Origin of the sequence: Streptomyces sp. NBC_01463, assembly GCA_036227345.1 — a bacterium.
In the GTDB taxonomy this organism is placed as follows: domain Bacteria; phylum Actinomycetota; class Actinomycetes; order Streptomycetales; family Streptomycetaceae; genus Streptomyces.
The window spans coordinates 934,869-960,862 of sequence record CP109468.1; the positions used below are offsets into that span (position 1 = coordinate 934,869).

Genomic DNA, 25,994 nt, shown 5'->3' on the forward strand with positions numbered 1-25,994 from the left:
TCAGCTCGCGAAGAGCCGGGCCTCGGCGCGCTCATGACGGCCCGACATGATGTCCGAGGCGAAGACGGTGGCGCCCACGTCGTCGAGTTCCCGCCGCAGCGCGGCCTCGGCGGTCTCCTCGATGACCGGCGCGGCACCCCGGATCAGGGTCTGGGCCGTGCGGTGGTCGGTCAGCCGCAGCCGCAGGGCGGCGCCCGCGAAGCTGACGCAGAACGCGAACAGGTCCGCCGCGACGGCCTGCCGGACCGGTACCCGGGTGGCCGCGTAGATGACCCCCGCGGCCACCGCCTGGGTGCCGGGGGCCTCGCGGCGTACCACCCGGTCGAAGTAGTCGCCGATCTCGGGCCGGTCGAAGACCTCCCGGCCGAGGTCGAGGAGCTGACGGCCGGTCCGGGTGGCGGCCTGGCGCATCTCGCGGCCCAGTTTGGTGGCGAAGAGGTGCTCGTCGACGCGGACGGCGGCCGCCGGGTCGCCCGCCGCCGTCGCGCGGTGGGCGAGGGCCAGCGCGGTGGCGTCGGCGGGGCCGACGCCGTGCAGCAGCAGGTCCCTGAGCAGCAGCGGCAGGCTGTCCGGATCGACCGCCCCGGCCTGCGCGAAGCCCTCCAGGCTGTGCGACAGCGTGTAGAAGCCGCTCGGGAACGCCGAGTCGGTCAGCTGGAGGCTGACCAGCAGCGGCCCGAGTCCCGTTCCGGCCCCGGTCGTCGCGCCCGCGGTGTCTGCCGCCGGGGTGTCGCCCTCGTTGCGGTACATCGGCCCTAGACCAGGAAGAACAGGTGGTTGAGGGGCAGCGTCTCGGCCGGGTCGATGGTGGCGACCTTGCCGTTGAGCGTGACCCTGAACGTCTCCGGATCGACCTGGATGTCCGGCAGGGCGTCGTTGCGGACCATGTTGTGCTTGCCGATGGTGCGGGTGCGGCGCACCGGCAGGACCTGGCGCTCCAGGCCGAGTGCGGCCGGGACCCCGGCGGCGATGCCCGCCTGGGACATGAAGGTGGCGTGCGTCGCCTGCATCGCCCTGCCGTACTGGCCGAACATCGGCCGGTAGATGACGGGCTGCGGGGTCGGCAGCGAGGCGTTGGGGTCGCCCATCTGCGCCCACGAGATGATGCCGCCCTTGATCACCATCTTCGGCTTGGCGCCGAAGGAGTGGATGGGCCAGAGCACGATGTCGGCGAGCTTGCCCTTCTCGATCGATCCGACGTGGTCGGAGATCCCGGAGGCGATCGCCGGGTTGATGGTGACCTTGGCGAGGTAGCGCAGCACCCGCTGGTTGTCGTTGCGGGCCGAGTCGCCCTCCAGCGTGCCGAGTTTGTCCTTGCAGTGGTGCGCGGTCTGGAAGGCCCGGGTGACGGACTCGCCGATCCGGCCCATGGCCTGGGAGTCGGAGGAGAAGATGCTGATCACGCCGAGGTCGTGCAGCACCGACTCGGCGGCGATCGTCTCGGCCCGGACCCGGCTGTCGGCGAAGGAGACGTCCTCGGGGATGTCATGGCTGAGGTGGTGGCAGACCATGACCATGTCGAGGAGCTCGTCCACCGAGTTCTTGGTGTACGGCAGCGTCGGGTTGGTGGAGGACGGCAGGACGTTCGGCTCACCGGCGATGCGCAGGATGTCGGGGGCGTGGCCGCCGCCCGCGCCCTCGCTGTGGAAGGTGTGGATGGCCCGGCCGTCGATCGCGGAGCGGGTGTCCTCGAAGAAGCCGCTCTCGTTCAGGCTGTCGGTGTGGATGGAGACCTGGACGTCGTACGCGTCGGCGACGTTCAGCGCGTTGTCGATGACGGCCGGCGTGGCGCCCCAGTCCTCGTGCACCTTGAGCCCGCAGGCACCGGCCACCACCTGCTCGTTGAGCGCCTCCGGCAGGCTGCCGTTGCCCTTGCCCATGATGCCGAGGTTGACCGGCATGCTCTCAGCGGCCTGGAGCAGCTTGCCGATGTTGTACGGGCCGGGGGTGCAGGTGGTGCCGTTGGACCCGTCCGAGGGACCGGTGCCACCTCCGATGAGGGTGGTGATGCCGTTGGTCAGCGCCTGCTCGGCCTGTTGCGGGGCGATCAGGTGGACGTGGGTGTCGATCGCGCCGGCGGTGGCGATGAGGTGTTCGCCCGCGATGGCCTCCGTGCCCGGGCCGATGACCAGGTCCGGGTCGACGTTGTTCTGCGTCTGCGGGTTGCCGGACTTGCCGATGCCGACGATGAAGCCGTCCTTGATGCCGATGTCGCACTTGACGATGCCCACCATCGGGTCGATGACCACGACGTTGGTGATGACGGTGTCGAGCGCGCCCTGGGCGGCGGTGGCCTGCGGGTCGGCCGCCATGCCGTCGCGCATGGTCTTGCCGCCGCCGTAGACGACCTCGTCGCCGTACAGGCCCTCGCTGTAGTCCTTCTCGACCTCGACGACGAGGTTCGTGTCGGCGAGGTGGAAGCGGTCGCCGACCGTGGGGCCGAACATGTCGGTGTACTGCTTGCGCGGCAGGATGGGCATCAGCGCGAACCCTTCTTCTTTTCCTTGGTGGCCTTCGAAGCCGCTGCGGACTTGGATCCCTTGGCGGGAGCCTTCGGCCCCTTGGCGGGAGGCTTGGCACCGGGGGTGTTCTGCGCGCCCTGGAATCCCTGCTCGATGGCCTTGCGGACGGCCTCGACGCGGGCGGGGTGGGAGGCGAGGCTGCCGTTCAGCAGGCCGCTGAAGCCGACGAGACGGCCGGTGCCGGCGTACGCGCACAGCTCCACCTCGCGCGAGCCGCCGGGCTCGAACCGCACGGAGGTGCCGGCGGCGATGTTGAGGTGCATGCCGAGCGTCTCCTGGCGGTCGAACGACAGCGCCGAGTTGACCTCGAAGAAGTGGTAGTGGGAACCGACCTGCACGGCACGGTCACCGGTGTTGCTCACGGTGAGCTTCAGCGTGCGGCGGCCCGCGTTCAGCTCGATGGGGTCCTTGCCGTACAGATACTTCTGACGGAACGTCATGCGATGCTCCTGACGACTGGGTCCGCGCCGGGGGCTGCGGACGGGTGGTGGTGCGGATGCCCGGTGCCGTGCTCGTGGGGGTGCGCGTGGTCGTGCCCCTCGCCCGGTGGGTGGGTGTGGGAGTGCCCATGGTTCTCGGCCGCGGTCAGCCCGGTCGCGATGCCGTCGTCGCCGTGTTCGTGCCACCGTCGCCGGGCGTCGGCGACGCGCTCGGCCAGTACGCGTCGCAGCGCGGACGCCGGTACGAGCGGACCGGCCGGCTCGACCGGCAGCGCGCCCTCCTCGGGCACCTGGGGCAGCGCGAACGCGGCCGGGAGCAGCGTCACCCGCTCCGCGCCGAGCAGCCGGCACCGCCGCACGCCCTCGGCCGGGTCCGGGTCTCCCCCGGTGAACGCCACCTCGACGAGTCCGCGCCGGCCGTAGCGGCGTACCAGTGCGGCGATCCGGTACAGCTCGGCGTCCTCGAACGGATCGCCCGACGGGGCGGTGAGCAGCAGCGCGCAGGACTCGGGCACCCGGCCGGCCGCCGCCCGCAGCCAGCCGGTCAGGTGCTGGGCGGTGCCGAACGGCTCGGCGAGCACGGTGGTGCCGCGCTCGGCCGCGGGTACGGCACGCAGCGTCCGGGCGGTGTCCGCGACGAGTTCGGGATCGCGGCCGAGCGTCATGGGGACGACGACGGTCTCCTCGCCCCGGCGCCCGTGCGCGGTGACGCTCCGGAACAGCTCGCGCCCGTTCGACACGACGTCGACGCCGGCGTCGAGGACCCCGTCGAGCGCCCGCCCGTGGGCGGCCTCGTGGCCGCACACGGCGACGACGGCACAGTGCTCGGCCACGGGTTCAGCCGCCGATGGGGTCGTGGCAGGACACAAGCTTGGTCCCGTCCACGAAGGACGCCTCGACCTGCAGCAGGCCGAGCATCTCCCGTACCCCGTCCATGGTGTCGGCCTCGCCCACGACATGGCGGCCCAGTTCCATGCAGTCCGCGACGGTCCTGCCGTCGCGGGCCGCCTCGAGGATCGCCTCCGTGATCAGCGCGACCGACTCGCTGTAATTGAGCTTGAGACCGCGGTCCTGGCGCTTGCGGGCCAGGTCGGCCACGACGTAGACGAGCAGTTTGTCGATCTCGCGAGGTGCGAGGTTCATCGTCAGTACCTTCCTCGGTGATGTACGGGTGGAGCCAGGGGCTCCGGTGGGCAGGGCGGTCATTCGCTCCGGCGCAGGCGGGGCAACAGGGGTACGGCCGCCATCAGCACCCAGGTGGTGAGAATGAACGGCCAGGTGAAGGTGTGGCCGCCGAACGGTTTGAAGAAGGACGTCAGCGACGCGGTGAGGCCGGTGGTGGCCGCAGCGCCGAACAGGGCGTAGACCCCGGTCCAGACGGTGTTGGCCATGAACACGGCGCCGATGGCGATCGCGACGAGCACCGCGTTGTATCCGTAGATGCCGTTGGCGATCAGCTCCGTCGGCGCGCCCAGCAGCCACGCGGCGGCGATCCCGGCCGCGCTGCCGGCGGCCGCGTAGAGCACGACGCGCAGGCCGGCCAGCGCGAGGCCGACGAGCATGATCAGGCCGACGTACCAGCTCTCGACCAGGAAGATCTGGGAGACGTTGTTGAAGAACGCGTGCCACAGCGCATCCCACGACCACGCGGTGTCGCCGGTCGTGGTGCTCGACACGGCGGCCGGCGCGCCGTGCCAGACGCGGGCGAAGGACGGGGCGCCGACCACCATGACGCCGGAGACCAGGCAGAAGGGCGCGGTCAGCGGGGTGAGGCCGTACGGCGCGAGGAAGGTGCCGAGGGCCGCCATCAGCAGGGTGCACATGATGGCGCCCACGACGGTCAGCACATAGGTGGCGGGGTGGTTGCCGAGTGAGGAGACGAGGGCGATGCCGGTCAGACAGCCCGCGTACCCCTGGAGTCCGAGGGCGATGCTCCCCCGGTCGACGGCCAGCGCGCAGGCGGTGGCCGTGGCGATCAGGGTGCCCAGGGTGGCGAACAGGCCCGTCTCCCACCCCGCCGCCCAGAGTCCGGCGAGGATGAACGCGCCGGTCGCCAGGCCGGGCTGGAGGTCGACCTGGCCCACGCCGCGCAGCGAGGCCAGCAGGTAGGCGGACGGGCGGCGGCGCTCCAGCCGCCGGACGATGTCCGGCTCGGCGAGGGGCAAGGCGTGCTCCAACGGCTCGGCAGAAGGGGGCCGCAGCGGCGCAAACGACGCGCAGGCATATGACTACTCCTGCCATCAATACATAAGGCGATCGGATAGTCGCGCTGCGTCGTCCCCGGGTAGACCACTCGGGTAGAGCCCCGGACCGCCCCGCGCGCTCGGTCCGGGCCGCCCGGGCCCGCTCCGTAGGTTCGCGGCATGGACCGGAAGATGCCGCTGCACCGACGCACCCACCCCGATCACCATCCGGGGGTGCAGCTGTCGGTCGTCGGCGCCGTCGCGGTCGGCGGCGCCGCCGGGGCCGTTGCCCGGTACGGCGCCGAGCGCCTGTGGCCGAACGGGACGTCGGCCTTCCCGTGGACGATCCTGCTGGTCAACACGGTGGGCTGTTTTCTGATGGGCGTCCTGATGGTCACCCTGAAGCTGCGCTTCCCCGGCGCACCCCGGCTGGTCAGCCCGCTGCTCGGCACCGGTGTGCTGGGCGGGTTCACCTCGTTCTCGCACTACACGGACAACGTGCGGGAGCTGTTCGGGAACCATCGGCCCGGCTACGCGGTCGGCTGTCTGCTGCTGACCGTGGTGGCCGCACTGGCGGCCGTGACGGCGGGCGCCTTCGCCACCCACGTCGCCTTCGGGCGCTCCCGCGGCACGGCGAGCGACGCCTCATGACCGACTGGCTGCTCGTCCTCGCCGGCGGGCTCGTGGGGGCGCCGCTGCGCTATCTCCTCGGGGTGGACGCGAAGTTCCGCCTCCACTCCCTCTTTCCCTGGGGCACCTTCGCGGCCAACGCGGGCGCGGCCCTGATCCTCGGCTTCGTCGCCGAGGCGGCGACCGACGGGGACCTCGGGACCCGGCTGAACCTGCTGCTCGCCACCGGCTTCTGCGGGGCCCTGTCGACCTGGTCGACGTTCTCCTACGAGCTGCTCACCCTGACCTCGGCCCGCCGGCTGGCCTTGGCGGCGGGCTATCTGCTGCTCACCGTGTGCGCGGGGGTGGGACTCTCGTTCGCCGGGGCCGCCGTCGCCGACGCCGTCTTCTGACCAGCGCGGCACCCGGCACGACCGAGCTCCGGCCCCCGCCCCTCTTCGGGGTGCGGACCGGAGCTCGGGTGGAAGCGCTCAGTCGATGCCGGGCAGGATGTGCGGCTCGGCGAGGTCGTCCTCGTAGCCGGCCAGCCGGATCGGCGCGGACCTGGCCCAGACCTCGATGTTGCGGAGCTTCTCGGGCCTGCGGGCCCGCTCTCCGTACCGTTCGGCCGGTCGCTTCTCGTGCTTCGTCAGTTCCGGTGTCGTCACCGCGCACTCCTTTGTGTCGCGTAGCCCCGGGCGAATGCGACGCTCCGGCTTCATATCCGGTGGTCGACCGCCCGTGATGCGGGGCAGGGCAGGATCTTTTCGGTCGCGGTGGCGCCGGGTACGGGGCGGGACGGCGGCCCGGTTGACGGGCCTGTCCCAGGACGGCCGAGGAACCTTCGTGGATCCCTTGGTGGCGTCCGTTCCCCTCAGAGTAACCAAATGAGCGCATCCATGCTCGATGGAACGTGTGCTCTGGGTCACTTTCAGCCACCGAGCAGCGAAAAGACCCGGCCGGGGAGTGTTCCCGGGCCGGGTCTTTCGAGGGGGGCGTGAGGCTGCGGCGGGTGTGACGCCACGGACGCCGTGGGACTCACGGAAGCCGTGGGGCAGCCGGTGACTACCAGTTGGCGGGGGCGTAGTCCTTCAGGAAGCAGCCGTACATCGCCTCGCCGGCTTCGCCGCGGACGATCGGATCGTAGACGCGGGCGGCACCGTCGACGAGGTCGAGCGGGGCGTGGAAACCCTCCTCGGCCAGGCGCACCTTGTCGGGGTGCGGGCGTTCGTCGGTGATCCAGCCGGTGTCGACGGCGGTCATCAGGATGCCGTCCTTCTCGAACATCTCCTGGGCGCTGGTCCGGGTCAGCATGTTCAGCGCGGCCTTGGCCATGTTGGTGTGCGGGTGGCCCGCGCCCTTGTAGCCGCGGCCGAACACGCCCTCCATCGCGGAGACGTTGACCACGTAGGCGTGCCGGGCCGCCGTGGCCGCCATCGCCGGGCGGAGCCTGCTGATCAGGATGAACGGCGCGGTGGAGTTGCAGAGCTGGACTTCCAGCAGCTCGATCGGCTCGACCTCGTCGACTGTCTGGATCCAGCTGTTGGTGTGGTGCAGGTCCGGGACGAGCCCGCCCGCGTCGATCGCGGTGCCGGCGGCGATCCGCTCCAGCGAGGCCGAACCGGTCACCAGGGCGAGGTCGGTGACGTCCTGCGCGCTCAGCCCGTCCTTGCGGGCGGCCGGCAGCGCCGCCACCCGGTCGACGCTGCCGCTGCCGAAGGTGCCGATCACCTCGGCGGCCGGAAGCTCACCCGCGGGCAGCGGGGCCGACTCCGCGCCGAGCAGTTCGCTGTACGCCTGCGGGGAGCGGCGGACCGTCTGCGCGGCGTTGTTGATCAGGATGTCCAGCGGTCCCTCGGCGGCCACCGAGTCGGCCAGCGCGACGACCTGGGCCGGGTCCCGCAGATCGATCCCGACGATCTTCAGGCGGTGGATCCACTCGTCGCTGTCCGGCATCGCCTTGAAGCGGCGGATCGCGTCGTTGGGGAAGCGCGTGGTGATCGTGGTGTGCGCGCCGTCGCGGAGCAGCCGCAGCGCGATGTACATGCCGATCTTGGCGCGGCCGCCGGTGAGCAGCGCCCGGCGGCCTGTGAGGTCGGTGCGGGCGTCGCGCCGGGCGCGGTTCTCCCGGGCGCACGACTGGCAGAGCTGGTGGTAGAACGCGTCGACCTCGACGTACCGCGTCTTGCAGATGTAGCAGGACCTGGGCCGCTGGAGGACGCCCGCGATCTCGGCGGTGGCGGAGGAGGACGGCAGGACGCCCTGGGTCTCGTCGTCGATGCGCTCGGCCGAGCCGGTCGCCGTCGCCTCGGTCACGGCCTTGTCGTGGGCGGTCTTGGCGGCGCGGCGCTCCTGGCGGCGGCGCTGCTTCACCGTGCGGTAGACGCCGGCGGTGGCGCGGCGTACCGCGATGGCGTCCGGGTGGTCGACCTCGATGGAGTCGAGCTCGTCGAGCACGCTCAGGCAGACGGCCAGCCGCTGCGGGTCGATACCGGGACCGAACTCCTCGATACCGGGCACGAGCTCCGGGCCGTCCTCTGTCACCGTCATTGCCGTTCCTCTGTTGCTTGTGCCGCCGGATTCTCTCGGCGGACCGTGGCGCGCCGCCGAGCCGGGCTCACGAGGACTGACGTCCACGGGACTGAGGTCCGGCCGCGGGCTTCTGCGCGAAGCCGCCGCACTGCGGGCCGAACGCCCCCGTCAAGTTTGCCATGTCCCGGGTGCTGCTCCATTCGGGTGCGGGAGCGGTTCCTCCCTGCGCCCGGGCCCGTCCCGCGGGAGTGCCGAAACGGCGGCCGAAAAAGAATCGCATCCAGGAGGCATGACCCCGTCATTAGCGGGCACACGAGGTCCAACGCACTTGGCAACATGGAGGGGCGACATCATGACGAGCACGACGGAGCAGGCCGGCACCATCCTCGGCGGGACGGGCACGCTGCCCGGGCAGAGCGGTGCGGAGGCTTCGGAGCTGCCCTGGATCGAGGACACCGGCAAGGTGGCCCCGAAGGACGCGCGTGCTCTGTCGAAGGTGTTCCTCGACCGTCTGCAGGTCCTCGAGGAGGGCACGCACGAGTACCAGTACGCGCGCAACACCCTCATCGAGATGAACCTCACCCTGGTGCGGTTCGCCGCCTCGCGGTTCCGCAACCGGGGCGGCGACGACACCGAGGACATCATCCAGGTCGGCACGATCGGGCTGATCAAGGCCATCGACCGGTTCGACCTCTCGCGCGAGGTCGAGTTCGCCACCTTCGCCGTCCCCTACATCGTCGGGGAGATCAAGCGCTTCTTCCGGGACACCACCTGGGCGGTGCACGTGCCGCGACGGCTCCAGGAGCTGCGGGTCGACCTCGCCAAGGCCAAGGAGCAGCTCGCCGCGGACCTGGACCGCGACCCGACGGTCAAGGAGCTCGCCGACCACCTCGACCTTCCCGAGGAGGAGATCATCGAGGGGCTCGTCGCGGCCAACGGCTATTCGGCCGGTTCCCTGGACACCCCGTCGGCCGAGACCGACGCCGGCAACGACCAGCGGTCCTTCGCCGACGTGATCGGCGAGCCCGACCCCGGGATGGAGACCGTCGAGAACCTCCACACACTGGCGCCGCTGCTGGAGCAGCTCGACGACCGCGAGCGCAGGATCGTGCAGATGCGCTTCGGCCAGGAGATGACGCAGTCCCAGATCGGTGCCGAGCTCGGGGTCTCGCAGATGCACGTCTCCCGGCTGATCGCGCGCATCGTCAAGCAGCTGCGGGCGGGGATGTCCGTCGAGGCGTGACCTTCGGCACATGAGAGCATCCCGTCCTATGGATCTCTCCCCACTGGAACTGGCCGTGCACCGGCTTCGTGACGCCGAGGCGGCAGCGGACGCCGGGCGCGCGGACGTCGAACTGGAAGCGGTGCTCGCGGTCCGCGCGGGCGCGGACATCGACGCGGTGTCCGGGCTCGCCGGCATCACCCCGCACGATCTGCTCAGGCTGGAGAAGCTCACCGGGGACATCCCCCCGAGCTGAACCACCAGCGCCCGGACAACCTTCATCAGCCGGACGACGCCCGACCGCACAGCGGCGGGCGTCGTTCACATATGCTGCGGGGCGACGACGGGCAGCCCGCTCGGGCGCGACGAGAGGGTGAACCGTGGCTGAGATGCGTACCAGCTCCCCCACCCGGCATCCGGTTGCGGCGGCGTTTCCGCTGCAGACCGGCTCCGCACCGGCCGGCCGGCCCTCCGTCTGGGACCTCAACGCCGCCATCCTCCTGGTCGAGGACGACGCCGGCGACGCCCTGCTCGTCGAGGAGATGCTCGCCGACGGCGAGCTGGACTCCGCGCTCACCTGGTGCAAGAACCTGACCGAGGCGCTCACCTTCCTCCGCGGCCACCGGACCCCCGTCTGTGTCCTGCTGGACCTGCACCTTCCCGACGTCAACGGCCTGAGTGCCGTGAACCGGATCCTGGAGACCACTCCGGACGCCGCCATCGTGGTGCTGACCGGCCTGGCGGAGGCCGAGGCGGGGCTCGACGCGGTGGCCACCGGTGCGCAGGACTATCTCGTCAAGGGGCGGATCGACCCGCAGGCACTGTCGCGCGCGGTCCGCTACGCCCTCCAGCGCAAGCAGGTCGAGCGGGCGGCGGCGGCCCTGCGCGCCACCCAGCTGATGGCCCAGGAGAACGCGCGCCTCGAACGGGGGCTGCTGCCCGTCCCGCTGCTCAACGACGACGGCTTCGAGGCCGTCGCCACGTACGAGCCGGGCCGTGCCCACGGACTGCTCAGCGGCGACTTCTACGATGTGGTCCAGAGACCCGACGGCACCGTCCACGCCGTGATCGGTGACGTGTCCGGGCACGGTGCGGCGGAGGCAGCCCTCGGGGTCTGCCTGCGGGTGGCCTGGCGCACCGCGGTGCTGTGCGACACCGGCCAGCTCGAACAGCTCGCGCTGCTGGAGGAGATACTCGTCGCCGAGCGTTCCGACCCCCATGTCTTCGCGACCGTCACCTCGCTCGTCTTCCCGCCCGGCGGGGACCACGTCCGCATCGTCAGGGCGGGACACCCGGGGCTCCTGGTACGCAACGGCACGGACATCGACTGGGTGGAGCCCGAGGGCGGCATCGCGCTCGGGCTGCTGCCGGGCCACGGCCAGTGGATCTCGACCGAGCACGCGCTGGCGCCGGGCTCCGGTCTCGTACTCTTCACCGACGGCCTCTTCGAGGGGCGCACCGGACCGGACACCCGGCTGGGCGAGGAAGGACTGCTGGCCATGGCCCGGGACCGGTCCCGACTGCCGGCGCGGCCGTTCGTCGACGCGCTGGTCGCCGGCGCCACCGAAGGGGCGGCCCCTTACGGCGGCCTCGCCGACGATGTGGCCGTGCTGCATCTCGCCTGGAAAAGGAACACCTCATGAGCAGTGACTCGTCGGACGACACCCCGCAGCGGCCCGGACGGCTGGCGCGGCTGTCGGTCCAGAACTGGGTCCATCTGATCCTGGGCGCCTTCGTCCTGGTCGTGTGCGGCTGCCTGGTGGTCGGCGGACTCGTCCTGGCCCGAATATCCGACCGGACCACCGAACTCGTCGACCGCATCCAGCCCGCCCGCTCGGCCTCCTTCCAGCTGCAGAACGCGCTGCTCGACCAGGAGACCGGGGTCCGCGGCTTCGCCCTCACCGGCGACCCCTCCTTCCTCCAGCCGTACGCGGACGGGAAGGTCGACGAGCAGCTGCGCCTGCGGCGGGTCCGCGACGCCATGGGCGGCGGCGACCCGTACGACCGCGATCTGGACCGGATCGCCGCCGCCTCGGCGCAGTGGCGCAAGCAGCACGCCGAACCGCTGATCGCCGCGGTCCGGCGGGACGGCCCGGAGAGCCGGTCGTCGACCAGGAGCGCCGGAAGCAAGGCGGCCTTCGACATGCTCCGGCGGCTCTACACCGCGCAGCAGACCCATCTCGACACCGCCAGGGATCACGCGCGTGCCCAGCTCAATGACGCACGCGCCACCCGTGACAAGGCCCTGATCGCGTTGGTGGCCTGCTTCATCGTGTGCGTGATCGCCCTGAGTCTGCTGCTGCACCGGGTGGTGGGCCGGCCACTGAACGCACTGGCCGAGGCCTCCCGCCAGGTGCGGTCCGGCACCTTCCGGCGGCGGATCCAGGTGCGCGGGCCGTCCGACGTACGGGCCGTGGCGGCCGCCGTCGAGGACATGCGGTGCCGGCTGGTCGAGGAGCTCGACGCCTCCCAGGAGCGCGAGGAGCTGCTGGCGCAGCAGACGGAGGAGCTCCGCCGCTCCAACTCCGAGCTGGAGCAGTTCGCCTATGTCGCCTCGCACGACCTCCAGGAGCCGCTGCGGAAGGTCGCGTCCTTCTGCCAGCTGCTGGACAAGCGGTACGGGAACGAGCTGGACGGGCGCGGCAAGCAGTACATCGACTTCGCGGTCGACGGCGCCAAGCGCATGCAGGTGCTCATCAACGACCTGCTGACCTTCTCCCGGGTCGGCCGGGTCCATGACAGCTGGAACGCCGTCGATCTCGACCGCGCGCTGGACCGGGGCCTGGCCAATCTGGCAATGGTCATCGAGGAGTCGGGCACCACGGTCGTGCGGGAGGACCCGCTGCCGGAGGTGAACGGCGACGCGACGACGCTCGCGATGATCTGGCAGAACCTGATCGGGAACGCGGTGAAGTTCCGCCGTCCGGACGAGCCGAGCGTCATCACGGTCGGCTGCGTGCGGGAGGAGGACGTCTGGCACTTCACCGTGACGGACAACGGCATCGGGATCGCCCCCGAGTTCGCCGAGAAGGTCTTCGTCATCTTCCAGCGTCTGCACGCCCGCGACGAGTACGACGGCACGGGCATCGGACTCGCCCTCTGCCGCAAGATCATCGAGTTCCACGGCGGCCGGATCTGGCTCGACCCCGAACCCCGCCAGGGAACCCGCATCCACTTCTGCCTGCCCGCCGACGCCGAAACCTCCCCGGCAGCCGCCGGGGAGACGGCGGGCCCCGACGAGATCCCCGGAGACACCGCGTGACCAACCCCGTGCAGCCCATCGAGGTCCTTCTCGTCGAGGACGACCCCGGCGACGAACTCATGACGCGTGAGGCGTTCGAGGACAACAAGATCCGCAACACGCTCCACGTGGTCCGCGACGGGCAGGAGGCGCTCGACTTCCTCTACTGCCGCGGCGCGTACGGCGACGCCCCGCGTCCCGATCTGATCCTGCTCGACCTGAACCTGCCCAAGTACGACGGGCGCCAGGTGCTGGAGCAGATCAAGCAGGACCCCGAGCTCTCGCTCATCCCCGTCGTCGTGCTGACCACGTCCTCCGCCGAGGAGGACATCCTGCGCAGCTACAAACTGCACGCCAACGCCTACGTCACGAAGCCGGTCGACCTCGACCAGTTCATCGCGGCGGTCCGCCAGATCGACGAGTTCTTCGTGACTGTGGTGCGGCTCCCCGGACGTGCGTAACATCTGCTGACATCACCGGGAGTGGGATCTCCCGACGCGGGTACACGACCAGCGAGAAGAGAGGTCCGAGGCCTCCCCCGCTGCGCCCTGGCTGGAGCACATGAACGAACAGGCCATCTCCCGGCCGGACGACTCCCCCAGGAGCTGTCCGCCCACGGAGGCACTGCACAGCGCCGAGGTGTTCGGCGGTGAACCGGGGTGCATCGCCCAGGCGCGCGCCCTGGCCGACCGCTTTCTCGCGCGGCTCGTGGCCGAGTGGATGGCCGTGCTCGGCCCGCACACCCGCAACGATCTGATGCTCGCCGTCAGCGAGCTGGTCACCAACGCCGACCGCTACAGCCACGGTCCCTACCTGCTGGAGCTGGAGGGCACCGCCGAGCGCGTCAGCGTCACGGTGTACGACAGCAGCAGCGCGCTCCCGGTCTTCTACTCCCCCGACCCCGGCCGGCTCGGCGGCCACGGCATGGAGATCGTCGTGGCCCTGTGCGACCGTCTGACGGCCGAGCGGGTGCCGGTCGGCAAGCGCATCCGTGCCGAGTTCATGCTCAGCAGCTGATCGGCCCCGGCGTCGCACGGCCGTGCGGTCAGCCGTCGCTCCCCTGTCTGCCGAACCAGTCGATGCAGACGACCAGCGCGTCATCGAGCGTGTCCGCCTCGCGGTAGTCCGCGAGTTCGCGCAGGACGGCTCCCGGTACCGACGCCGCGGGCAGCAGCCGTGTCGCGAGGATCACCCGGGCCAGGCCGCGTTCCGCGTACGCCTCGCCCTGAGGCGACACGGTGTCGTACACCCCGTCGCTGACGAGCAGCAGCCGGTCGCCGGGGAGTGCCTGGAGCTTCTGCGCCACGTACTGCGACTCCTCGAACATGCCGAGCGGCAGCTGGGCGTCCAGCTCCACCCGGGAGACCGTCCGGCCGCGCAGCCGCCACAGCTGCGGGGAGCCCGCGTCCACCGCGCCGATCCTGCCGGTGGCGAGGTCGAAGCGGAGCAGCAGGGTCGACACATGGGCGCTGCCGCGGTGCTGCTCGTAGAGCGCCTGGTCGGCGAGGGCGGCCTGGTCCGCGATGCCGATCCCGGCCCTTCTGGCGTTGCGCAGCGCGTTCACGGCGAGGTTGGTGAGCAGGGAGGCCTGGATGCCCTCGCCCAGGCCGTTGGTCACCGAGACGGTCAGGTGGTCGCCGTCCGCGGCCCAGTCGAAGTTGTCCCCGTGGATGCCGTAGGCCGGCTCCAGCTGCGCCCCGATGGCGTACTCGGCCGCGATGAAGGCCCGGGCGGGGAGCAGCTGCCACTGCATCTCGGCGGCGAGCGTGAGCCGGGTGATGCGGCGGGCCCGCCGGTAGTGGTCGGTGTCCCGTTCGGCCACGACGATCTCGTGACCCAGAAGATCCGCCACGTGGGCCAGTTCGTCCATGGTCTGCGGGGTGACCGCGTCGGCCGGGAGGCGGACGCTGAGGATTCCGAGGCGCTCGCCCCGTACCGTCACGGGAAAGTGGTGGTCGGCCTCGCCGCCGTGGCCGACGGGCTCCTCGTGGTGGCGCTGGCTGCCGAAGGCCCGGCCCTGCGGGCTGTTGTGCATCGACAGGGCCCGTTCGTGCTCCGGTGCGGTGCCGACCGGCTTGAGCACGGTCATCCCGTAGTCCGCCAGCAGCAGCTGCACGGACCGGGCGCCGTACGCGGCGGCGAGTGCGTCGCGCACCGTCTCCGCCAAGGCGTGCGGCGGGGCTGCGCGTACGGCTCGTTCGATTTCGGTACGGGCGTTCACGGGCTTCCGCTCAATCTTCGTCGGGTGACAGGGATGGGGCCGGGCTGACAGGAGGACGCTTCGGATGACAGAGTGGATGGATGCCCCACCGCACCGGCCTTCCTCACCGTCTCGAACGGGTTTCGGAGGACGTCTGCGCCGCCGCCGAACTGCTGGAGGTGCTGTGGGGGCGGGGCCAGGAGGCCGCACCGCCCGGCACGGTCTCGCCGTCGCAGCTGCGGGCCCTGCTCGTGATCGAGCGGCAGGAGGGCAGCAACCTCCGCTCGCTCGGCGAGGCGCTCGGTTCGCGTGCGCCGTCGGTGAGCAGGCTCTGCGACCGGATGGAGGCCATGGGCCTCGTCCAGCGGGACCCGAGCCCGACGAGCCGCCGTGAGGTCGAGCTCTGGCTGACCGTACGGGGCCGCGCCCTGCTCGAGGAGTGCCGGGCGATCCGCACGCGTGAGCTCTCCGCCGTGCTGGAGCGGATGCAGCCGGCCGAGGTCGCGGCGCTCGCCGACGGGCTCGCCGCGTTCCGCTCGGCAGCCTCTCAGCGGCTCACCTCCGGCCGGAGCCCGGCCGACCGGCTCCGCGAGGACATCGCCGACAGCGCCTAGGTTCATCCAGCCCCTGCTTCCGCGTACCGAGGCACTCCTGGAGGGGGTGCGTACGTTGATCATTGGGGTACAGATTGTTGCCCCATGAAGAATGTTGTCAAATGGCAACTGTTACTTCTATCGTTGGCCCACACCCGCCGCGAGCAGGGACGGACTTGCACCGGACCGTCCACATCAACCGGCTTTCTCCCCGCCATCCAGTGCATCACGAGGTGACCGTGCTTCCATCCCCCAGCGCCGGCAGAGCCATGAGAATCGTCCCACGCCAGGACCACGGAGCGCTGGTCCTCGGCGTGACAGGTGACCTCGACATCGACAACGTCGGTCCGCTCGGCGCCGCGCTGGAGAGCGCGGCGTCGGACGGCGACACGCCGGTCGTCGTCGACCTCTCCGACGTGAGTTTCGCGGACTCGACGACGGTGAACGTGCTGCTTCAGGGCCAGACCCTGCTGGGTCCCCGGCTGCGGCTCGCCGCGCCGTCCCCGTTCATGGAGCGGCTCATCGGGGTGCTGGGCCTCGACAGCGCCCTGCCGGTCTTCCCGACCGTCGCCGAGGCGATCGACCCGCCACTGCCCGCCTGAGTCCACGACGCGCGAGCGCCCTTCCCCCCACGGACGGGGGGAAGGGCGCTCGTGTGCCGTGCGGTGGCCGTCTCAGCCCAGTGCGGGCGGAGCATCCTCGGGCGACGTACCCCACGCTGACGGCTCGCCGCCCACCGTGAAGGAGAGCGAGCGGGCCGAGCGGATGTCGTCCGTCGTGAGGTAGGTGCGCGACTGCGGCGCACCGTCGAGCCGGGCCGACTGGATGTAGCGGTCGGTGTCCGAGGCTCCGGGCGCGCTCACCGTGAGCGACCCGCGCGGGTAGTACCGGCGGTCGAGCTTGATGTCGACGCGCTCGAAGGCGGGCGTGGACAGACCCCAGGTGTCGGTGCCCGGCTGGACCGGGAAGACGCCGATCGAGGAGAGCACCATCCAGGCGGACATGGTGCCGAGGTCGTCGTTGCCCGTCATGCCGGTCGGTCCGTTGGTGAAGAGCGTCAGGGCCGCGTGGACCACGTCGGTGGTCTTCCACGGCTGGCCGGTGGACAGGTAGGTGTACGGGGCGATCAGGTCGGGCTCGTTCTGCGGGTTGTACTTGTCGGCGTTGTAGTACGCGTACGGGCCGTTGACCCACACCTCGCGCGCGGTCTTCGCCGGGTCGGCGAGGAGCTGGTCGTACGCGAAGAAGGAGTCGAGCCGCTGGTTGGCCGCGTCCTTGCCGCCGATCAGGTCGACCATGCCGGGGATGTCCTGCGGCACCATCCACTGGTACTGCCAGGACGTGCCCTCATGGAAGCCCTCGCTCTCGGCCGGGTCGGCCGGGCCGGTGAAGGCGCCGGAGGCGTCACGGGCCCGGAAGAAGCCGGTCGAGGGGTCGAATATCTTCCGGTAGTTCTGGGCGCGCGCGTCGTAGCGGGCGGCGTCGGCCTTGTGACCGAGGTCGCGGGCCATCTCGGCGAGCATGCCGTCGGACAGGGCGTACTCCAGCGTGGCGGAGGCGCCGTGGTCGTAGTCCGAGTCGCCGGGCTTGGCGTGCGGACGGTCCTTGATGTACGGGGCGTAGCCGTCCTTCAGGTACTCGACGTTGGCCTCGCGGCCCACCGGCGCGGAGTCCGTGGCCGGCACCCCGTCGGCGTTCTTCTTCAGGGCGCGGTACGCCTCCTCCTCGTACCCCTTCAGCAGGCCCTGCTGGTAGGCGTTGGTGAGGAAGGGGGTGACCGGGTCACCGGTCATGATGTTCGTCTCGACCGTGCCGTAGCCCCACTTGGGCAGCCAGCCGCTCTCGGCGTCGATCCGCAGGACGGATATCGCCATGTCGCGGGACTCGCGCGGGGCGAGCAGCGAGAGCAGCTGGGCCTGGGTGCGGTAGGTGTCCCAGAGGGACCAGTTCTGGTAGTACGTGAAGGCCCCGTGCGCATCGACAGCGCGGTGGGTCTTCTGGTCCCAGCCGGTGTAGCGGCCGTCCACGTCGCTGCCGACGTTGGGTGCGAGGAATGACCGGTAGAGGGAGGAGTAGAAGGTGCGGCGGAGTTCGTCGCTGCCGCCCTGGGCCTTCACGCCTTCGAGACGGTCCTCCCAGCTGCGCTGCGCGGCGCGTTCGACGTGGTCGAAGCTGCGGCCGCCCTCGGCGCGGAGGTTGAGCGCGGCGCCCTTGGCGTCGACGTAGCTCAGGGCGGTGGTCGCCTCGACGGTGCGGTCCTTGCTGGTGTCGAAGCGCAGCCAGGCGCCGTTGCGGGCGTCGGTGGCCGAGGACTTCTTCGAGCCCTCGGTGACGGTGTCGCCGTTCCAGGTGCCGGACGTGGTGAACGACCGGTCGAAGTGGGTGACGGTGTAGACCGTGTACGCCTTGGTGTCCTGGCAGAAGCCGCTGCCCTTGATCGCGGTCCGCACGGTCCGGTTGTCGAGGATCTCGACCTCGGAGGAGAGCGTCTTGTGCAGCGACTGGCCCGCGTTGAGCAGGACGTTGGCCTTGTCGGTGGCCGGGAAGGTGTAGCGCTGCACGCCGGTGCGCTGCGTCGCGGTCAGTTCGGCGTCGATGCCGGTCTTGAGCCCGACCCTGTAGTAGCCGGGGCTCGCCTTCTCGTCGTCGTGGCTGAACTCGGCAGCGTACTTCGCGTAGTCGGTCTCGGTGACGTCACCGGTGGTGGGCAGGGTCGGCAGGTCGCCGCCCAGGCCGCAGCCGACGCCGGAGAGGTGGACCGAGGAGAAGCCGCGGATGTGGTTCTCGCCGTAGTCGTACCCGGTGTTGTGGCCGGTGTCCGGGGAGAGCTGCACCATGCCGAAGGGCACGGATGCGCCGGGGTAGGTGTTGCCCTCGTTCTGGGTGCCGATGAACGGATTGACCAGGTCGGTCAGCCGGCCGTCGGCCCGGGGCGCGGCCTGGGCCGTGGCCCCGGTGGTGAGGACACCGCCCAGGAGCGCGACGGCGGCGAGTGCGGCCGCCGGGCCGCGCAGGCGCGGCCGTGGGATCCGGTGCATGGGGATACTCCTTCGGACAACGTTGTCAGAGCGCGATCATTCTTGGTTCCCCGTTGATGTGCGTCAAGGGGTCGGACGGCGCCGCTCCGGTCCGCCCCCTGCGGGGCGGACCGGAGCGGCCTCGTGGATCAGGCCGCGGGGCAGCCCGCCACGACCGCCTTCGAGGCGTCGCGGATCAGCGCCTGCTGGGCGTCGTGGACCCGCTTCACATCGGGCTTGACGACCCTGCGGTCGTAGGTGAGCAGACCGTTGAGCTCACCCTCCACGTCGGAGATCTGCGTGTACACGGCGCCGTTGCTGCCCTTGCAGGCCAGCGCGTGCACCTCGTCGAGCTTGGTGAGGTAGTCGTCGGTGTAGGTGGCCGGGTCGACCGCGACGTACGACTGCTGCACGGCCCAGGCGTGGCCGGGCACCGCGAGCCCGAGTCCGCCGTACTCGCCGCTGACCAGGGCCCGTCGGCCGTCCGGCTCCGGGAGCGCGGGGCTCGGGTAGCCGTGTTCGTCGATGATGTCGCCGGTGCCGCCGTCGACGCCCAGGTTGATGCCGGACATGCTGTTGACCAGCCGCGTCGGGTCCCAGGCCTTGGCCTGGTCGGCGATGCGGGCCTCGTCGTACTGGCCCCAGCCCTCGTTGAAGGTGACCCACATGACGACGGACGGGTGGCCGGCGTGTTCGTCGATCATCTCCTTCATCTCGTGCTCGTACTCGGCGCGCGCGGCGGCCGACGGGTTGACGGTGTTCATCGCGGGCATGTCCTGCCAGACCATCAGGCCCAGCTTGTCCGCCCAGTAGAACCAGCGGTCGGGCTCGACCTTGATGTGCTTGCGGACCGAGTTGAAGCCCATCGCCTTGTGCATCTTCAGGTCGTACGCGAGTGCCTCGTCGGTGGGCGCGGTGTGCAGCCCGTCCGGCCAGAACCCCTGGTCGAGGGTGGCCATCAGGAAGACCGGCTTGCCGTTGAGGACGGTGCGCTGGGTGCCGTTCACCTTCTCGACGGCGATGGACCGCATCCCGAAGTAGCTGCCGACCCGGTCGGATCCGACGGTGACCTTCAGCTGGTAGAGGTGCGGGTCGTCAGCCGACCACAGGTGTGCGTCCGGGACGCGGACCTTGAGCGCCGAGCCGGTCCGGCCGGTGGCCGAGCCCACCTTGCGCTTGCCGTCGTACACGGTCGCCGTGAACGGGACGCCGTTCCGTACGCCGCGCGCCTCGACGGAGACGTTCCCGCCCGGGACATCAGGGGTGATCTTCAGCGAGTCGGCGTGGTCGGCCGCGACCGGCTCCATCCAGACGGTCTGCCAGATGCCGGACGACGGGGTGTACCAGATGCCGCTGGGGTCCAGGCGCTGCTTGCCCATCGGCGGGTTCTCGCCGTCCTCGGCGTCCGTCGGGTCGTAGACGCCGACGATCAGCTCCTGGGTCCGGCCGGGCTTCAGCGCGTCGGTGACATCGGCGCTGAACTTGTCGTAGCCGCCCTTGTGTTCGGTGACCTTGTGCCCGTTGACGTACACCTCGGACTGCCAGTCCACGGCACCGAAGTTCAGCCGGAGCCGCTGGCCGGAGCCGACCTTCCAGTTCTTCGGGACGGTGAAGGTGCGGCGGTACCACATCCGGTCCTCGTGCCGTTCGATCCCGGACAGCTGGGACTCGACCGGGTACGGGACGAGGATCTTCTCGCCGAGCTTCCTGCCCACCGGGGGCCGCTCCCCCGCCTTCGCCGCGGCGAACTCCCAGGAGCCGTTGAGGTTCTGCCAGTTGTCACGGGTGAGCTGGGGGCGCGGGTACTCGGGCAGGGCGTTCTTCGGCCCCACCTCGTCGGCCCACTTCGTGGTCAGCTGGTACGTGGAGTGGTTGGGCCCGCTGGACCAGAAGGCGCCGACCTGCTTGCCGTCCTCGCCGGCCAGGGCGCCGTCCCCGTCGTAGCGGATGTCGGCGAGCCCGGTGGCGTCGCCCGCCTTGTTCCCGACCACCGGCTCCTTGAGGGCGACGGTCAGGCTGCGCGGGTCGGCGGGGTCGGCCCTGACCGCCCCGAGCGGCCACTCCGCGCCGCCGATCACGGCGTCGAGGTGGTTCACCAGACCGGCCGGAAGCGTGCCCAGCTTCTGGGCGAAGTCGAGCTTGAGGGTGCGGCCGTCGGCGAGCACGGTGGCGCCGATGGCCCCGTCGTACGCGAAGTCGTCCGGCAGCCGGAAGGCGGACTGCGGTACGGGCACCTTGGTGCCGCCCGGTTCGGTCCACTTGAGATGGAGGTTGGAGCCTCCCTCGTGCTCGAAGTACTCCACCTTGAAGTCGTAGGCCTTCCCGGCGGTCAACTCGACCGGCTGGGAGGTCTGTTCCTTCTCCCAGTCGTCGACCCAGTGGTCGATGACCGGCTTTCCGTCGATCCAGAGCCGGAAGCCGTTGTCCCCGGTCATCGAGAACGTATGGCTCCCGGTCTTCTCCGGCACGATCTTCCCGGTCCACCGGATGCTGGCGTCGTCGGCCTGCCCGGTGGCCGACGTCAGCCGCGACTCCAGGGTCGGGAAGTCGATGGAGGGGTCGAATCCGGTGGCCTTGAGCTCCCCGAAGTCGAAGGCACCGGGGGCGGACTGGGTGTAGTACTCCCCCTTCAGCCCCTGCACCTCGGGAGCGTCCCCGGGGTCCGTTCCGGCCGCCGATGCGGCTGGTACGGCGGACAGGCCGGCAGCCCCCACGACGGCTGCCAGGAACAGAATCAGTCTCTTGTCGATGCGCACGGATCCTCCTTGGTGAGGAAGGGTGGCGGCTCGCTGCCACACGATGTACAACGTTGGAAGGAATGGCAGTTGGCATGACAACACGCCGGACGCGGCGCTGTCCAGGTCCATGACAAGCCCCGGTGCGGGGCGGAGGAGAGCCGGAAGAGCCCAGGTCAGAGCCCTGGACAGGACGGTGTGGAGCGGATCGCCACACCGCCTTTAGGCGTGCCCGGGAACTCCGCGCAAAGGCAGCGGGCCAGACGGTGGGTCAGACGAGCTGGTAGAGGCTCTTGGCGACGAGCCAGAATCCGGCCAGCAGGGACAACGTCACGATCACCTGGTCCTGGTGGCTCTCCATCCACTCGCGCAGCGCGGCGAGTTCCGACCGCGCCCGTGCGGGCCGGAAGGTCGCGTAGAGCTCCATCGCCAGCAGGCCGCAGGTGGCCAGCAGACAGAAGACCAGCAGCGCCACGTACGAGGCGAGGGAGGTCAGGTGCGCCTGGACGACGGTGGCTGCGCCCGCCGCGACCAGGCCCCAGGGCTGCAGGATGACGCCCAGTCCGGCGGCGGTCCACCCGGAGACGCTGTCAAGCCGCGCCAGCCACTTGGGCGTCCGGCGCGGCCGGTTGCGCCGGCGCCGTTTCAGCTCCGCGTACGCCACCATGCCGAGGCCCAGCAGGAGTTTGAGCGCCAGGGCGAGGGTGGAGGGGGCGCTCCTGGGTGCGGGCGGCTTGCCACCGGTCAGCAGGATCACCGCGGCGAGGACCAGGACCAGACAGCCGAGCCAGGCCAGGATGAACGCCAGCCCCTTGCGCACTCCACGGGGCGCGGAGAGCAGCAGGATGAACGCGCTGTTGTGCAGGGGACCCAGATTGATGGCCACCCCGATGACGACGAGATCCAGAACCATGCGCGGCGCTCCGCTCTCCGTCGACTTCGCAACCTGTTCGGCCGCCCTCAACCTCCGTCGGAGCGCCCGGGCAGCCTGCGCGGGGCCTCGTCGAAGACGCAGTCACCGCACAGTCCGCCGCCCGGCAGACGGTAGTAGAGGCAGCAGGTGTTCCGCCGGAAGGCCGGTCCGTGCGGCGCCCCCGTGTCGCGCAGGTCCGGGTGGTCGAAGAGCTCCGCGGCCAGGGCGCGGGTGCGCGCGGCGACGTCCGCACGGCCGTGGGCCCTTGCCCACACGATCAGTTGGCGCACCGCTCCCGCCAGTGCGGATCCGGCGTTGCCCCACAGCAGCCGGACCGGGACCGGGGTGTCCCGCCGGATCGCCGCGCCGAGCGGTTCGAGGTGGCCGTACTGCACGACCTCCCGGATCCGGGCGGCGGAGCCCTGAAGGGTCTCGACGGAGGCCGGCCACAGGTCGTCGGGGGCGGCCGCACGGGGGTCCCAGTACAGGCTGTCGGCCCGCACGGCGGGAAAGCCGCCCGTCACGGCCGCAGGTCCCAGCGCGACGGACCAGAGCCGCGCGGCGAGCCCCAGCTGCGCGACGGACGCGGCGACGCGCCGTTCGGACGTCCCGAGGCGTTCGGCGACGGTGTCGATGCGGGCCGTGAGCGGTGCGTCCTCCCCCGCGTACAGCCGTGCCAGCGGCAGGTGCCCGTCGCCCGGCACCGGCCCCGACCGCAACGTGAAGAACCCGCCCGGGGAGACCTCCTCGTCCTCGCTCATCGCCGGTTCACTCCCCCTCCGCCCGGCCACCTGGTGTGACGTCCCGCATACCCGCGGTGCCGCGGCTCGCGGTTCACCGTACCCGTGCGGGATGATCGTTCTGACGTCGGCCACAGGGAGGACTACCGTCGGGAGGAGGACACCGGGACCACTCCCGTACTACCAAAGCAGTACGTCGAATCGCCGTCTCAGGGACGACGACGCGGCGGCTTTGAAGGGAGATCGTGGTGTACATGAGTTCCCTCGCGTTGTCCGTGCTGCTGTCACTGGTCTCCGCGGTCGCCTACGCGGCCGGGGCGATCGTCCAGGAGCGCGTGGCCACGGCCTCCGACGGCCGCTCACTCGCACCGCTGCGCGACCGGGTCTGGTGGGCCGCGGTCGCGCTGAACGGCGTGGGCGCCGTGCTCCACGTGGTGGCCCTGGCCTACGGTCCGCTGAGTCTCGTGCAGCCGCTGGGCGCCCTGACCATCGTCTTCGCCCTGCCGATGGCCGCTGTCTTCGTCCGCCGCAAGGCGGGAGCGACCGCCTGGCGCGGCGCGATCATGGCGACCGTGGGTCTGGCGGGGCTGCTGGCCCTGACCGGAGGTTCCGACGCGCACGGCCTGGGCGGTCCGCAGCAGCTGATGCTCGCCGTCGTGACGTTCGGTGCGGTGGCCGCGCTCATCCTGCTCGCGAAGGCCATGCGCCGGCCGGTGATGCGCAGTGTGGTCCTGGCCGGGGCGGCGGGCGTCGCCTTCGGTATCGCGTCGGTGTACACGAAGACCGTGGCCATGGAATGGACCTCGGGCTCGGTCGGCGCGGGCCTGCCGACGCTGCTGGTGATCGCGGCGCTCGCGGCGTCCGGGCTGCTGCTCTCCCAGGCCGCGTACCGGGGCGCGGGCCTGACCGCCCCGCTCGCCACGGTGACCGTGGTGAACCCGGTGGTGGCGGCCGCGGTCGGCATCACACTGTTCGGTGAGCAGTTCCGGCACGGCACCCTGGGCACGCTGCTCGCCCTGCTCTGCGGTGCCGTCGCGGCCGGTGGCCTGATCATGCTCACCACGGAGCGGATGGGGGCGGAGCACCGCGAGGACCGGGGTACGGCAGACGACGCCACGCGGCCGCAAGCGGAGGCGGACCCGGTTCCGGACGCCACCGATCCCCCGGCGCAGGGGCGCACTGCCTCGGGAGCCGGTGTGGCCGCGCAGTCGGCGGCGTCCTCGTCCGCAGGTGATCCGGGTGAGGGCGACGGGGATTTCGGCGGGCCCGCCGGCTCGCCGGACCAGGCGGGCACCGCGGCGGACCGGGTGCTCGCGCCGGCGGACGCGGTGGGCGGCGCGCTGCCGCAGCCGGCCAGGTCGACGACGCCGACCGTGGTGACCTTTCCCGAGCGCGTGGGACCGATGCCGTCGGCGACGGCCGTGGAGACGTATCCGGCGCCACTGCCGTTGCCCGTGCGGATGCCGCTGGAGCGCCGGGTGGGTCAGGTCGAGTTCGGACCGGACGCCCGGCCGGCCGGCGCGCGAAAGGCCGGGTCGTCCGCGGCGTCCACCGCTTCTGCCGTCGAGGCCGGTGACCGGCCCGGCGTTCAGACCCTGACGCCGCCCGCCCGGAGGTAGGCCAGCGGGTCGATGTCGGAACCGTAGCCGGGGCCCGTGCGGACCTCGAAGTGCAGGTGCGGGCCCGTGACGTTGCCGGTGGAGCCGGAGCGGGCGATGCGCTGCCCCCCGCCCACGTGCTGCCCCGAACGCACGAGGAGCGACGACAGGTGCGCGTACTGGCTGTACTTGCCGTCGCCGTGCCGGATGACGATCTGGTAGCCGTACGCCCCCGCCCAGCCCGCCGAGACCACGGTGCCGGGCGCCACCGCCTTCACCGAAGTGCCGGTGGGCACCGGGAAGTCGACGCCCGTGTGATAGCCGCTCGACCAGGAACCCGCCTGGTGGTACGGGGTCCCGGTGCGCGCCGCCACGGGGGCGGTGAGCCCGGAGTGCTTCTCCGCCCGCTCGGTCTTGTGGCTCTCGGTCTTCTTCGGCTTCGGCTTCGGTCTCGCCTGCTGTGTCTGCTTGGGCTGTGCGGCCGGCTTGGGCGGTGCCGTCCGCTTGGGCTGTGTCCGCTGCTTCTGCTCGGCCGCCTGCTGCTTCTGCCGCTCGGCCGACTCCTTGTGCTCCGGCTGCGCCTGCTTCTTGGGCGCGGCCGATTCCTTCGGCCTGGCCCGGGGCGCGGTGTCCGTCTTCGGCGCGGTGCCGGCGATGGTGCGCGGGGCCCCGGTCAGGTCGAGGCTCAGCCGCTGGCCCGGGAAGATCAGGTCCGGGTCGTCGCCGACGACCTTGCGGTTCGCCGAGTAGAGCCGCTGCCAGCCGCCTTCGAGGTGCCGGTCGGCCGCGATCCCGGAGAGCGAGTCGCCGCGCGCCACGGTGTACGCGTCACGCTTGCCCGGCACCGTGGTCGGGGTGGCGGGCGCCGAGGTCCGCTTCACCTCGGCCCTCTTCGGCGTCACGGGCCGAGTCCGCTCGGTCTGCGGGCTGATGTCGGGGGTGCCGCCGCCGCGCGTGAGGCCCGCCTTGCCGGAGCAGACCGGCCAGGCGCCCGGCCCCTGCCCGTCGAGGACCTTCTCCGCGATGGCGATCTGCTGGTCCCTGCTGGCCAGGTCCGCGCGCGACGCATAGGCCGTGCCGCCGTACGCCGCCCAGGTCGACCGGGTGAACTGCAGGCCGCCGAAGTAGCCGTTGCCGGTGTTGATGTGCCAGTTGCTGGTGGATTCGCACGCGGCGACCTTGTCCCACACATCACCTGACGCCGCGCCGGCCGATGCGGCGGTGATCAGCGGGAGCGCAAGGCCCGCACCACCCGCCGTGACCGTCAGCGAGGCACGGTTGATGCGGCTCGGCTGGTATCTGCGGTGCCGTCCGTTCGCGGCCATGAATTGGCTCCCCCACAGGCAGTAGGACACGTCGCAAGCGGTCAACTTATGTGCAGACAGCGGGTGATGACAAGAGCACAGCGAGTTCCGGCCACGGCCGCGCACGGGGCTCCGGACACCCCCG

The 25,994-nt window shown here is 71.1% G+C and carries 25 protein-coding genes; 11 read left to right on the forward strand and 14 right to left on the reverse strand.

Annotated elements, in window-relative coordinates; genetic code table 11:
- The 6 genes from OG521_04080 to OG521_04105 are packed head-to-tail and all read right to left on the reverse strand — an operon-like array spanning position 1 to position 5,127.
- Positions 1 to 750, reverse strand: a complete 750-nt coding sequence (locus tag OG521_04080; GenBank protein WUW20004.1) for an urease accessory protein — start codon at positions 748 to 750, stop codon at positions 1 to 3.
- Positions 751 to 755: 5 nt separating this feature from the next.
- The gene (ureC, locus tag OG521_04085) at positions 756 to 2,480 is read right to left on the reverse strand and encodes an urease subunit alpha (GenBank protein WUW20005.1); all 1,725 of its coding nucleotides are present in this window, start codon (positions 2,478 to 2,480) and stop codon (positions 756 to 758) included.
- On the reverse strand, positions 2,480 to 2,962 hold the full coding sequence (locus OG521_04090) for an urease subunit beta (GenBank protein WUW20006.1): 483 nt from the start codon (positions 2,960 to 2,962) through the stop codon (positions 2,480 to 2,482). The genes ureC and OG521_04090 overlap by 1 nt, the downstream gene beginning before the upstream one ends.
- Positions 2,959 to 3,795 carry a cobalamin biosynthesis protein CbiX gene (locus OG521_04095; protein WUW20007.1) on the reverse strand — a complete coding sequence of 279 codons (837 nt, stop codon included), beginning with the start codon at positions 3,793 to 3,795 and terminating at the stop codon, positions 2,959 to 2,961. The genes OG521_04090 and OG521_04095 overlap by 4 nt, the downstream gene beginning before the upstream one ends.
- A gap of 4 nt (positions 3,796 to 3,799) precedes the next feature.
- Positions 3,800 to 4,105 (reverse strand): urease subunit gamma, encoded by a 306-nt coding sequence (locus OG521_04100; protein ID WUW20008.1) that lies wholly within the window; start codon positions 4,103 to 4,105, stop codon positions 3,800 to 3,802.
- A 59-nt stretch (positions 4,106 to 4,164) separates the two neighbouring features.
- A complete protein-coding gene (locus tag OG521_04105) occupies positions 4,165 to 5,127 on the reverse strand; it encodes an urea transporter (protein WUW20009.1) in 963 nt (320 codons plus the stop codon).
- Positions 5,128 to 5,325: 198 nt separating this feature from the next.
- On the opposite strand from OG521_04105, the gene OG521_04110 reads away from it, so the two are divergent.
- On the forward strand, positions 5,326 to 5,796 hold the full coding sequence (locus OG521_04110) for a CrcB family protein (protein WUW20010.1): 471 nt from the start codon (positions 5,326 to 5,328) through the stop codon (positions 5,794 to 5,796).
- Positions 5,793 to 6,167 (forward strand): CrcB family protein, encoded by a 375-nt coding sequence (locus OG521_04115; protein ID WUW20011.1) that lies wholly within the window; start codon positions 5,793 to 5,795, stop codon positions 6,165 to 6,167. Before OG521_04110 ends, OG521_04115 begins: the two co-directional genes overlap by 4 nt.
- Positions 6,168 to 6,245: 78 nt before the next feature.
- Here OG521_04115 and OG521_04120 read toward each other — a convergent pair whose 3' ends face one another.
- Entirely contained in the window at positions 6,246 to 6,422 is a 177-nt protein-coding gene (locus OG521_04120) for a hypothetical protein (GenBank protein ID WUW20012.1), read from the reverse strand.
- Positions 6,423 to 6,819: 397 nt separating this feature from the next.
- Positions 6,820 to 8,304, reverse strand: coding sequence for an SDR family NAD(P)-dependent oxidoreductase (locus OG521_04125; protein WUW20013.1), 1,485 nt, complete (start codon positions 8,302 to 8,304; stop codon positions 6,820 to 6,822).
- A gap of 334 nt (positions 8,305 to 8,638) precedes the next feature.
- Between OG521_04125 and OG521_04130 the strand changes: the two genes are divergently transcribed.
- The 6 genes from OG521_04130 to OG521_04155 all read left to right on the forward strand — a co-directional run bounded on the left by OG521_04130 (position 8,639) and on the right by OG521_04155 (position 13,766).
- Positions 8,639 to 9,529: an RNA polymerase sigma factor SigF gene (locus tag OG521_04130; GenBank protein ID WUW20014.1), complete on the forward strand. Its 891-nt coding sequence runs from the start codon at positions 8,639 to 8,641 to the stop codon at positions 9,527 to 9,529.
- A 28-nt stretch (positions 9,530 to 9,557) separates the two neighbouring features.
- The gene (locus tag OG521_04135; protein WUW20015.1) at positions 9,558 to 9,764 is read left to right on the forward strand and encodes a hypothetical protein; all 207 of its coding nucleotides are present in this window, start codon (positions 9,558 to 9,560) and stop codon (positions 9,762 to 9,764) included.
- 133 nt (positions 9,765 to 9,897) lie between these two features.
- The gene (locus OG521_04140) at positions 9,898 to 11,151 is read left to right on the forward strand and encodes a SpoIIE family protein phosphatase (GenBank protein ID WUW20016.1); all 1,254 of its coding nucleotides are present in this window, start codon (positions 9,898 to 9,900) and stop codon (positions 11,149 to 11,151) included.
- A complete protein-coding gene (locus OG521_04145; protein WUW20017.1) occupies positions 11,148 to 12,770 on the forward strand; it encodes a CHASE3 domain-containing protein in 1,623 nt (540 codons plus the stop codon). Before OG521_04140 ends, OG521_04145 begins: the two co-directional genes overlap by 4 nt.
- Positions 12,767 to 13,210, forward strand: coding sequence for a response regulator (locus OG521_04150; GenBank protein WUW20018.1), 444 nt, complete (start codon positions 12,767 to 12,769; stop codon positions 13,208 to 13,210). The genes OG521_04145 and OG521_04150 overlap by 4 nt, the downstream gene beginning before the upstream one ends.
- Positions 13,211 to 13,310: 100 nt before the next feature.
- Positions 13,311 to 13,766 (forward strand): ATP-binding protein, encoded by a 456-nt coding sequence (locus tag OG521_04155; GenBank protein ID WUW20019.1) that lies wholly within the window; start codon positions 13,311 to 13,313, stop codon positions 13,764 to 13,766.
- Between the two features lie 28 nt (positions 13,767 to 13,794).
- Here OG521_04155 and OG521_04160 read toward each other — a convergent pair whose 3' ends face one another.
- Entirely contained in the window at positions 13,795 to 14,970 is a 1,176-nt protein-coding gene (locus tag OG521_04160) for a serine/threonine-protein phosphatase (GenBank protein WUW20020.1), read from the reverse strand.
- A gap of 80 nt (positions 14,971 to 15,050) precedes the next feature.
- Here OG521_04160 and OG521_04165 point away from each other — a divergent pair, with 80 nt between their 5' ends.
- On the forward strand, positions 15,051 to 15,563 hold the full coding sequence (locus OG521_04165; protein WUW20021.1) for a MarR family transcriptional regulator: 513 nt from the start codon (positions 15,051 to 15,053) through the stop codon (positions 15,561 to 15,563).
- Between the two features lie 248 nt (positions 15,564 to 15,811).
- Positions 15,812 to 16,144 (forward strand): STAS domain-containing protein, encoded by a 333-nt coding sequence (locus OG521_04170; GenBank protein ID WUW20022.1) that lies wholly within the window; start codon positions 15,812 to 15,814, stop codon positions 16,142 to 16,144.
- Between the two features lie 72 nt (positions 16,145 to 16,216).
- Here OG521_04170 and OG521_04175 read toward each other — a convergent pair whose 3' ends face one another.
- The 4 genes from OG521_04175 to OG521_04190 form a co-directional block, all read right to left on the reverse strand.
- Positions 16,217 to 18,580 (reverse strand): GH92 family glycosyl hydrolase, encoded by a 2,364-nt coding sequence (locus tag OG521_04175; protein WUW20023.1) that lies wholly within the window; start codon positions 18,578 to 18,580, stop codon positions 16,217 to 16,219.
- Between the two features lie 128 nt (positions 18,581 to 18,708).
- Complete coding sequence (locus OG521_04180) at positions 18,709 to 21,315, reverse strand: PA14 domain-containing protein (GenBank protein ID WUW20024.1); 2,607 nt, start codon at positions 21,313 to 21,315, stop codon at positions 18,709 to 18,711.
- Between the two features lie 250 nt (positions 21,316 to 21,565).
- Positions 21,566 to 22,207 carry a GAP family protein gene (locus tag OG521_04185; GenBank protein WUW20025.1) on the reverse strand — a complete coding sequence of 214 codons (642 nt, stop codon included), beginning with the start codon at positions 22,205 to 22,207 and terminating at the stop codon, positions 21,566 to 21,568.
- 47 nt (positions 22,208 to 22,254) lie between these two features.
- Complete coding sequence (locus tag OG521_04190; protein ID WUW20026.1) at positions 22,255 to 22,968, reverse strand: (2Fe-2S)-binding protein; 714 nt, start codon at positions 22,966 to 22,968, stop codon at positions 22,255 to 22,257.
- 233 nt (positions 22,969 to 23,201) lie between these two features.
- Between OG521_04190 and OG521_04195 the strand changes: the two genes are divergently transcribed.
- On the forward strand, positions 23,202 to 24,566 hold the full coding sequence (locus OG521_04195; GenBank protein ID WUW20027.1) for a DMT family transporter: 1,365 nt from the start codon (positions 23,202 to 23,204) through the stop codon (positions 24,564 to 24,566).
- Here OG521_04195 and OG521_04200 read toward each other — a convergent pair.
- On the reverse strand, positions 24,536 to 25,870 hold the full coding sequence (locus OG521_04200; GenBank protein ID WUW20028.1) for a transglycosylase family protein: 1,335 nt from the start codon (positions 25,868 to 25,870) through the stop codon (positions 24,536 to 24,538). The genes OG521_04195 and OG521_04200 overlap by 31 nt on opposite strands.
- Positions 25,871 to 25,994 lie beyond the last annotated feature (124 nt).

Bases quoted from the DNA above. Each gene is read 5' to 3' on its own strand.
- OG521_04080 (WUW20004.1), bottom strand. From the start codon at position 750: ATGTACCGCAACGAGGGCGACACCCCGGCGGCAGACACCGCGGGCGCG.
- ureC (WUW20005.1), bottom strand. From the start codon at position 2,480: ATGCCCATCCTGCCGCGCAAGCAGTACACCGACATGTTCGGCCCCACG.
- OG521_04090 (WUW20006.1), bottom strand. From the start codon at position 2,962: ATGACGTTCCGTCAGAAGTATCTGTACGGCAAGGACCCCATCGAGCTG.
- OG521_04100 (WUW20008.1), bottom strand. From the start codon at position 4,105: ATGAACCTCGCACCTCGCGAGATCGACAAACTGCTCGTCTACGTCGTG.
- OG521_04110 (WUW20010.1), top strand. From the start codon at position 5,326: ATGGACCGGAAGATGCCGCTGCACCGACGCACCCACCCCGATCACCAT.
- OG521_04115 (WUW20011.1), top strand. From the start codon at position 5,793: ATGACCGACTGGCTGCTCGTCCTCGCCGGCGGGCTCGTGGGGGCGCCG.
- OG521_04125 (WUW20013.1), bottom strand. From the start codon at position 8,304: ATGACGGTGACAGAGGACGGCCCGGAGCTCGTGCCCGGTATCGAGGAG.
- OG521_04130 (WUW20014.1), top strand. From the start codon at position 8,639: ATGACGAGCACGACGGAGCAGGCCGGCACCATCCTCGGCGGGACGGGC.
- OG521_04135 (WUW20015.1), top strand. From the start codon at position 9,558: ATGGATCTCTCCCCACTGGAACTGGCCGTGCACCGGCTTCGTGACGCC.
- OG521_04140 (WUW20016.1), top strand. From the start codon at position 9,898: ATGCGTACCAGCTCCCCCACCCGGCATCCGGTTGCGGCGGCGTTTCCG.
- OG521_04145 (WUW20017.1), top strand. From the start codon at position 11,148: ATGAGCAGTGACTCGTCGGACGACACCCCGCAGCGGCCCGGACGGCTG.
- OG521_04155 (WUW20019.1), top strand. From the start codon at position 13,311: ATGAACGAACAGGCCATCTCCCGGCCGGACGACTCCCCCAGGAGCTGT.
- OG521_04165 (WUW20021.1), top strand. From the start codon at position 15,051: ATGCCCCACCGCACCGGCCTTCCTCACCGTCTCGAACGGGTTTCGGAG.
- OG521_04170 (WUW20022.1), top strand. From the start codon at position 15,812: ATGAGAATCGTCCCACGCCAGGACCACGGAGCGCTGGTCCTCGGCGTG.
- OG521_04175 (WUW20023.1), bottom strand. From the start codon at position 18,580: ATGCACCGGATCCCACGGCCGCGCCTGCGCGGCCCGGCGGCCGCACTC.
- OG521_04185 (WUW20025.1), bottom strand. From the start codon at position 22,207: ATGGTTCTGGATCTCGTCGTCATCGGGGTGGCCATCAATCTGGGTCCC.
- OG521_04190 (WUW20026.1), bottom strand. From the start codon at position 22,968: ATGAGCGAGGACGAGGAGGTCTCCCCGGGCGGGTTCTTCACGTTGCGG.
- OG521_04195 (WUW20027.1), top strand. From the start codon at position 23,202: ATGAGTTCCCTCGCGTTGTCCGTGCTGCTGTCACTGGTCTCCGCGGTC.
- OG521_04200 (WUW20028.1), bottom strand. From the start codon at position 25,870: ATGGCCGCGAACGGACGGCACCGCAGATACCAGCCGAGCCGCATCAAC.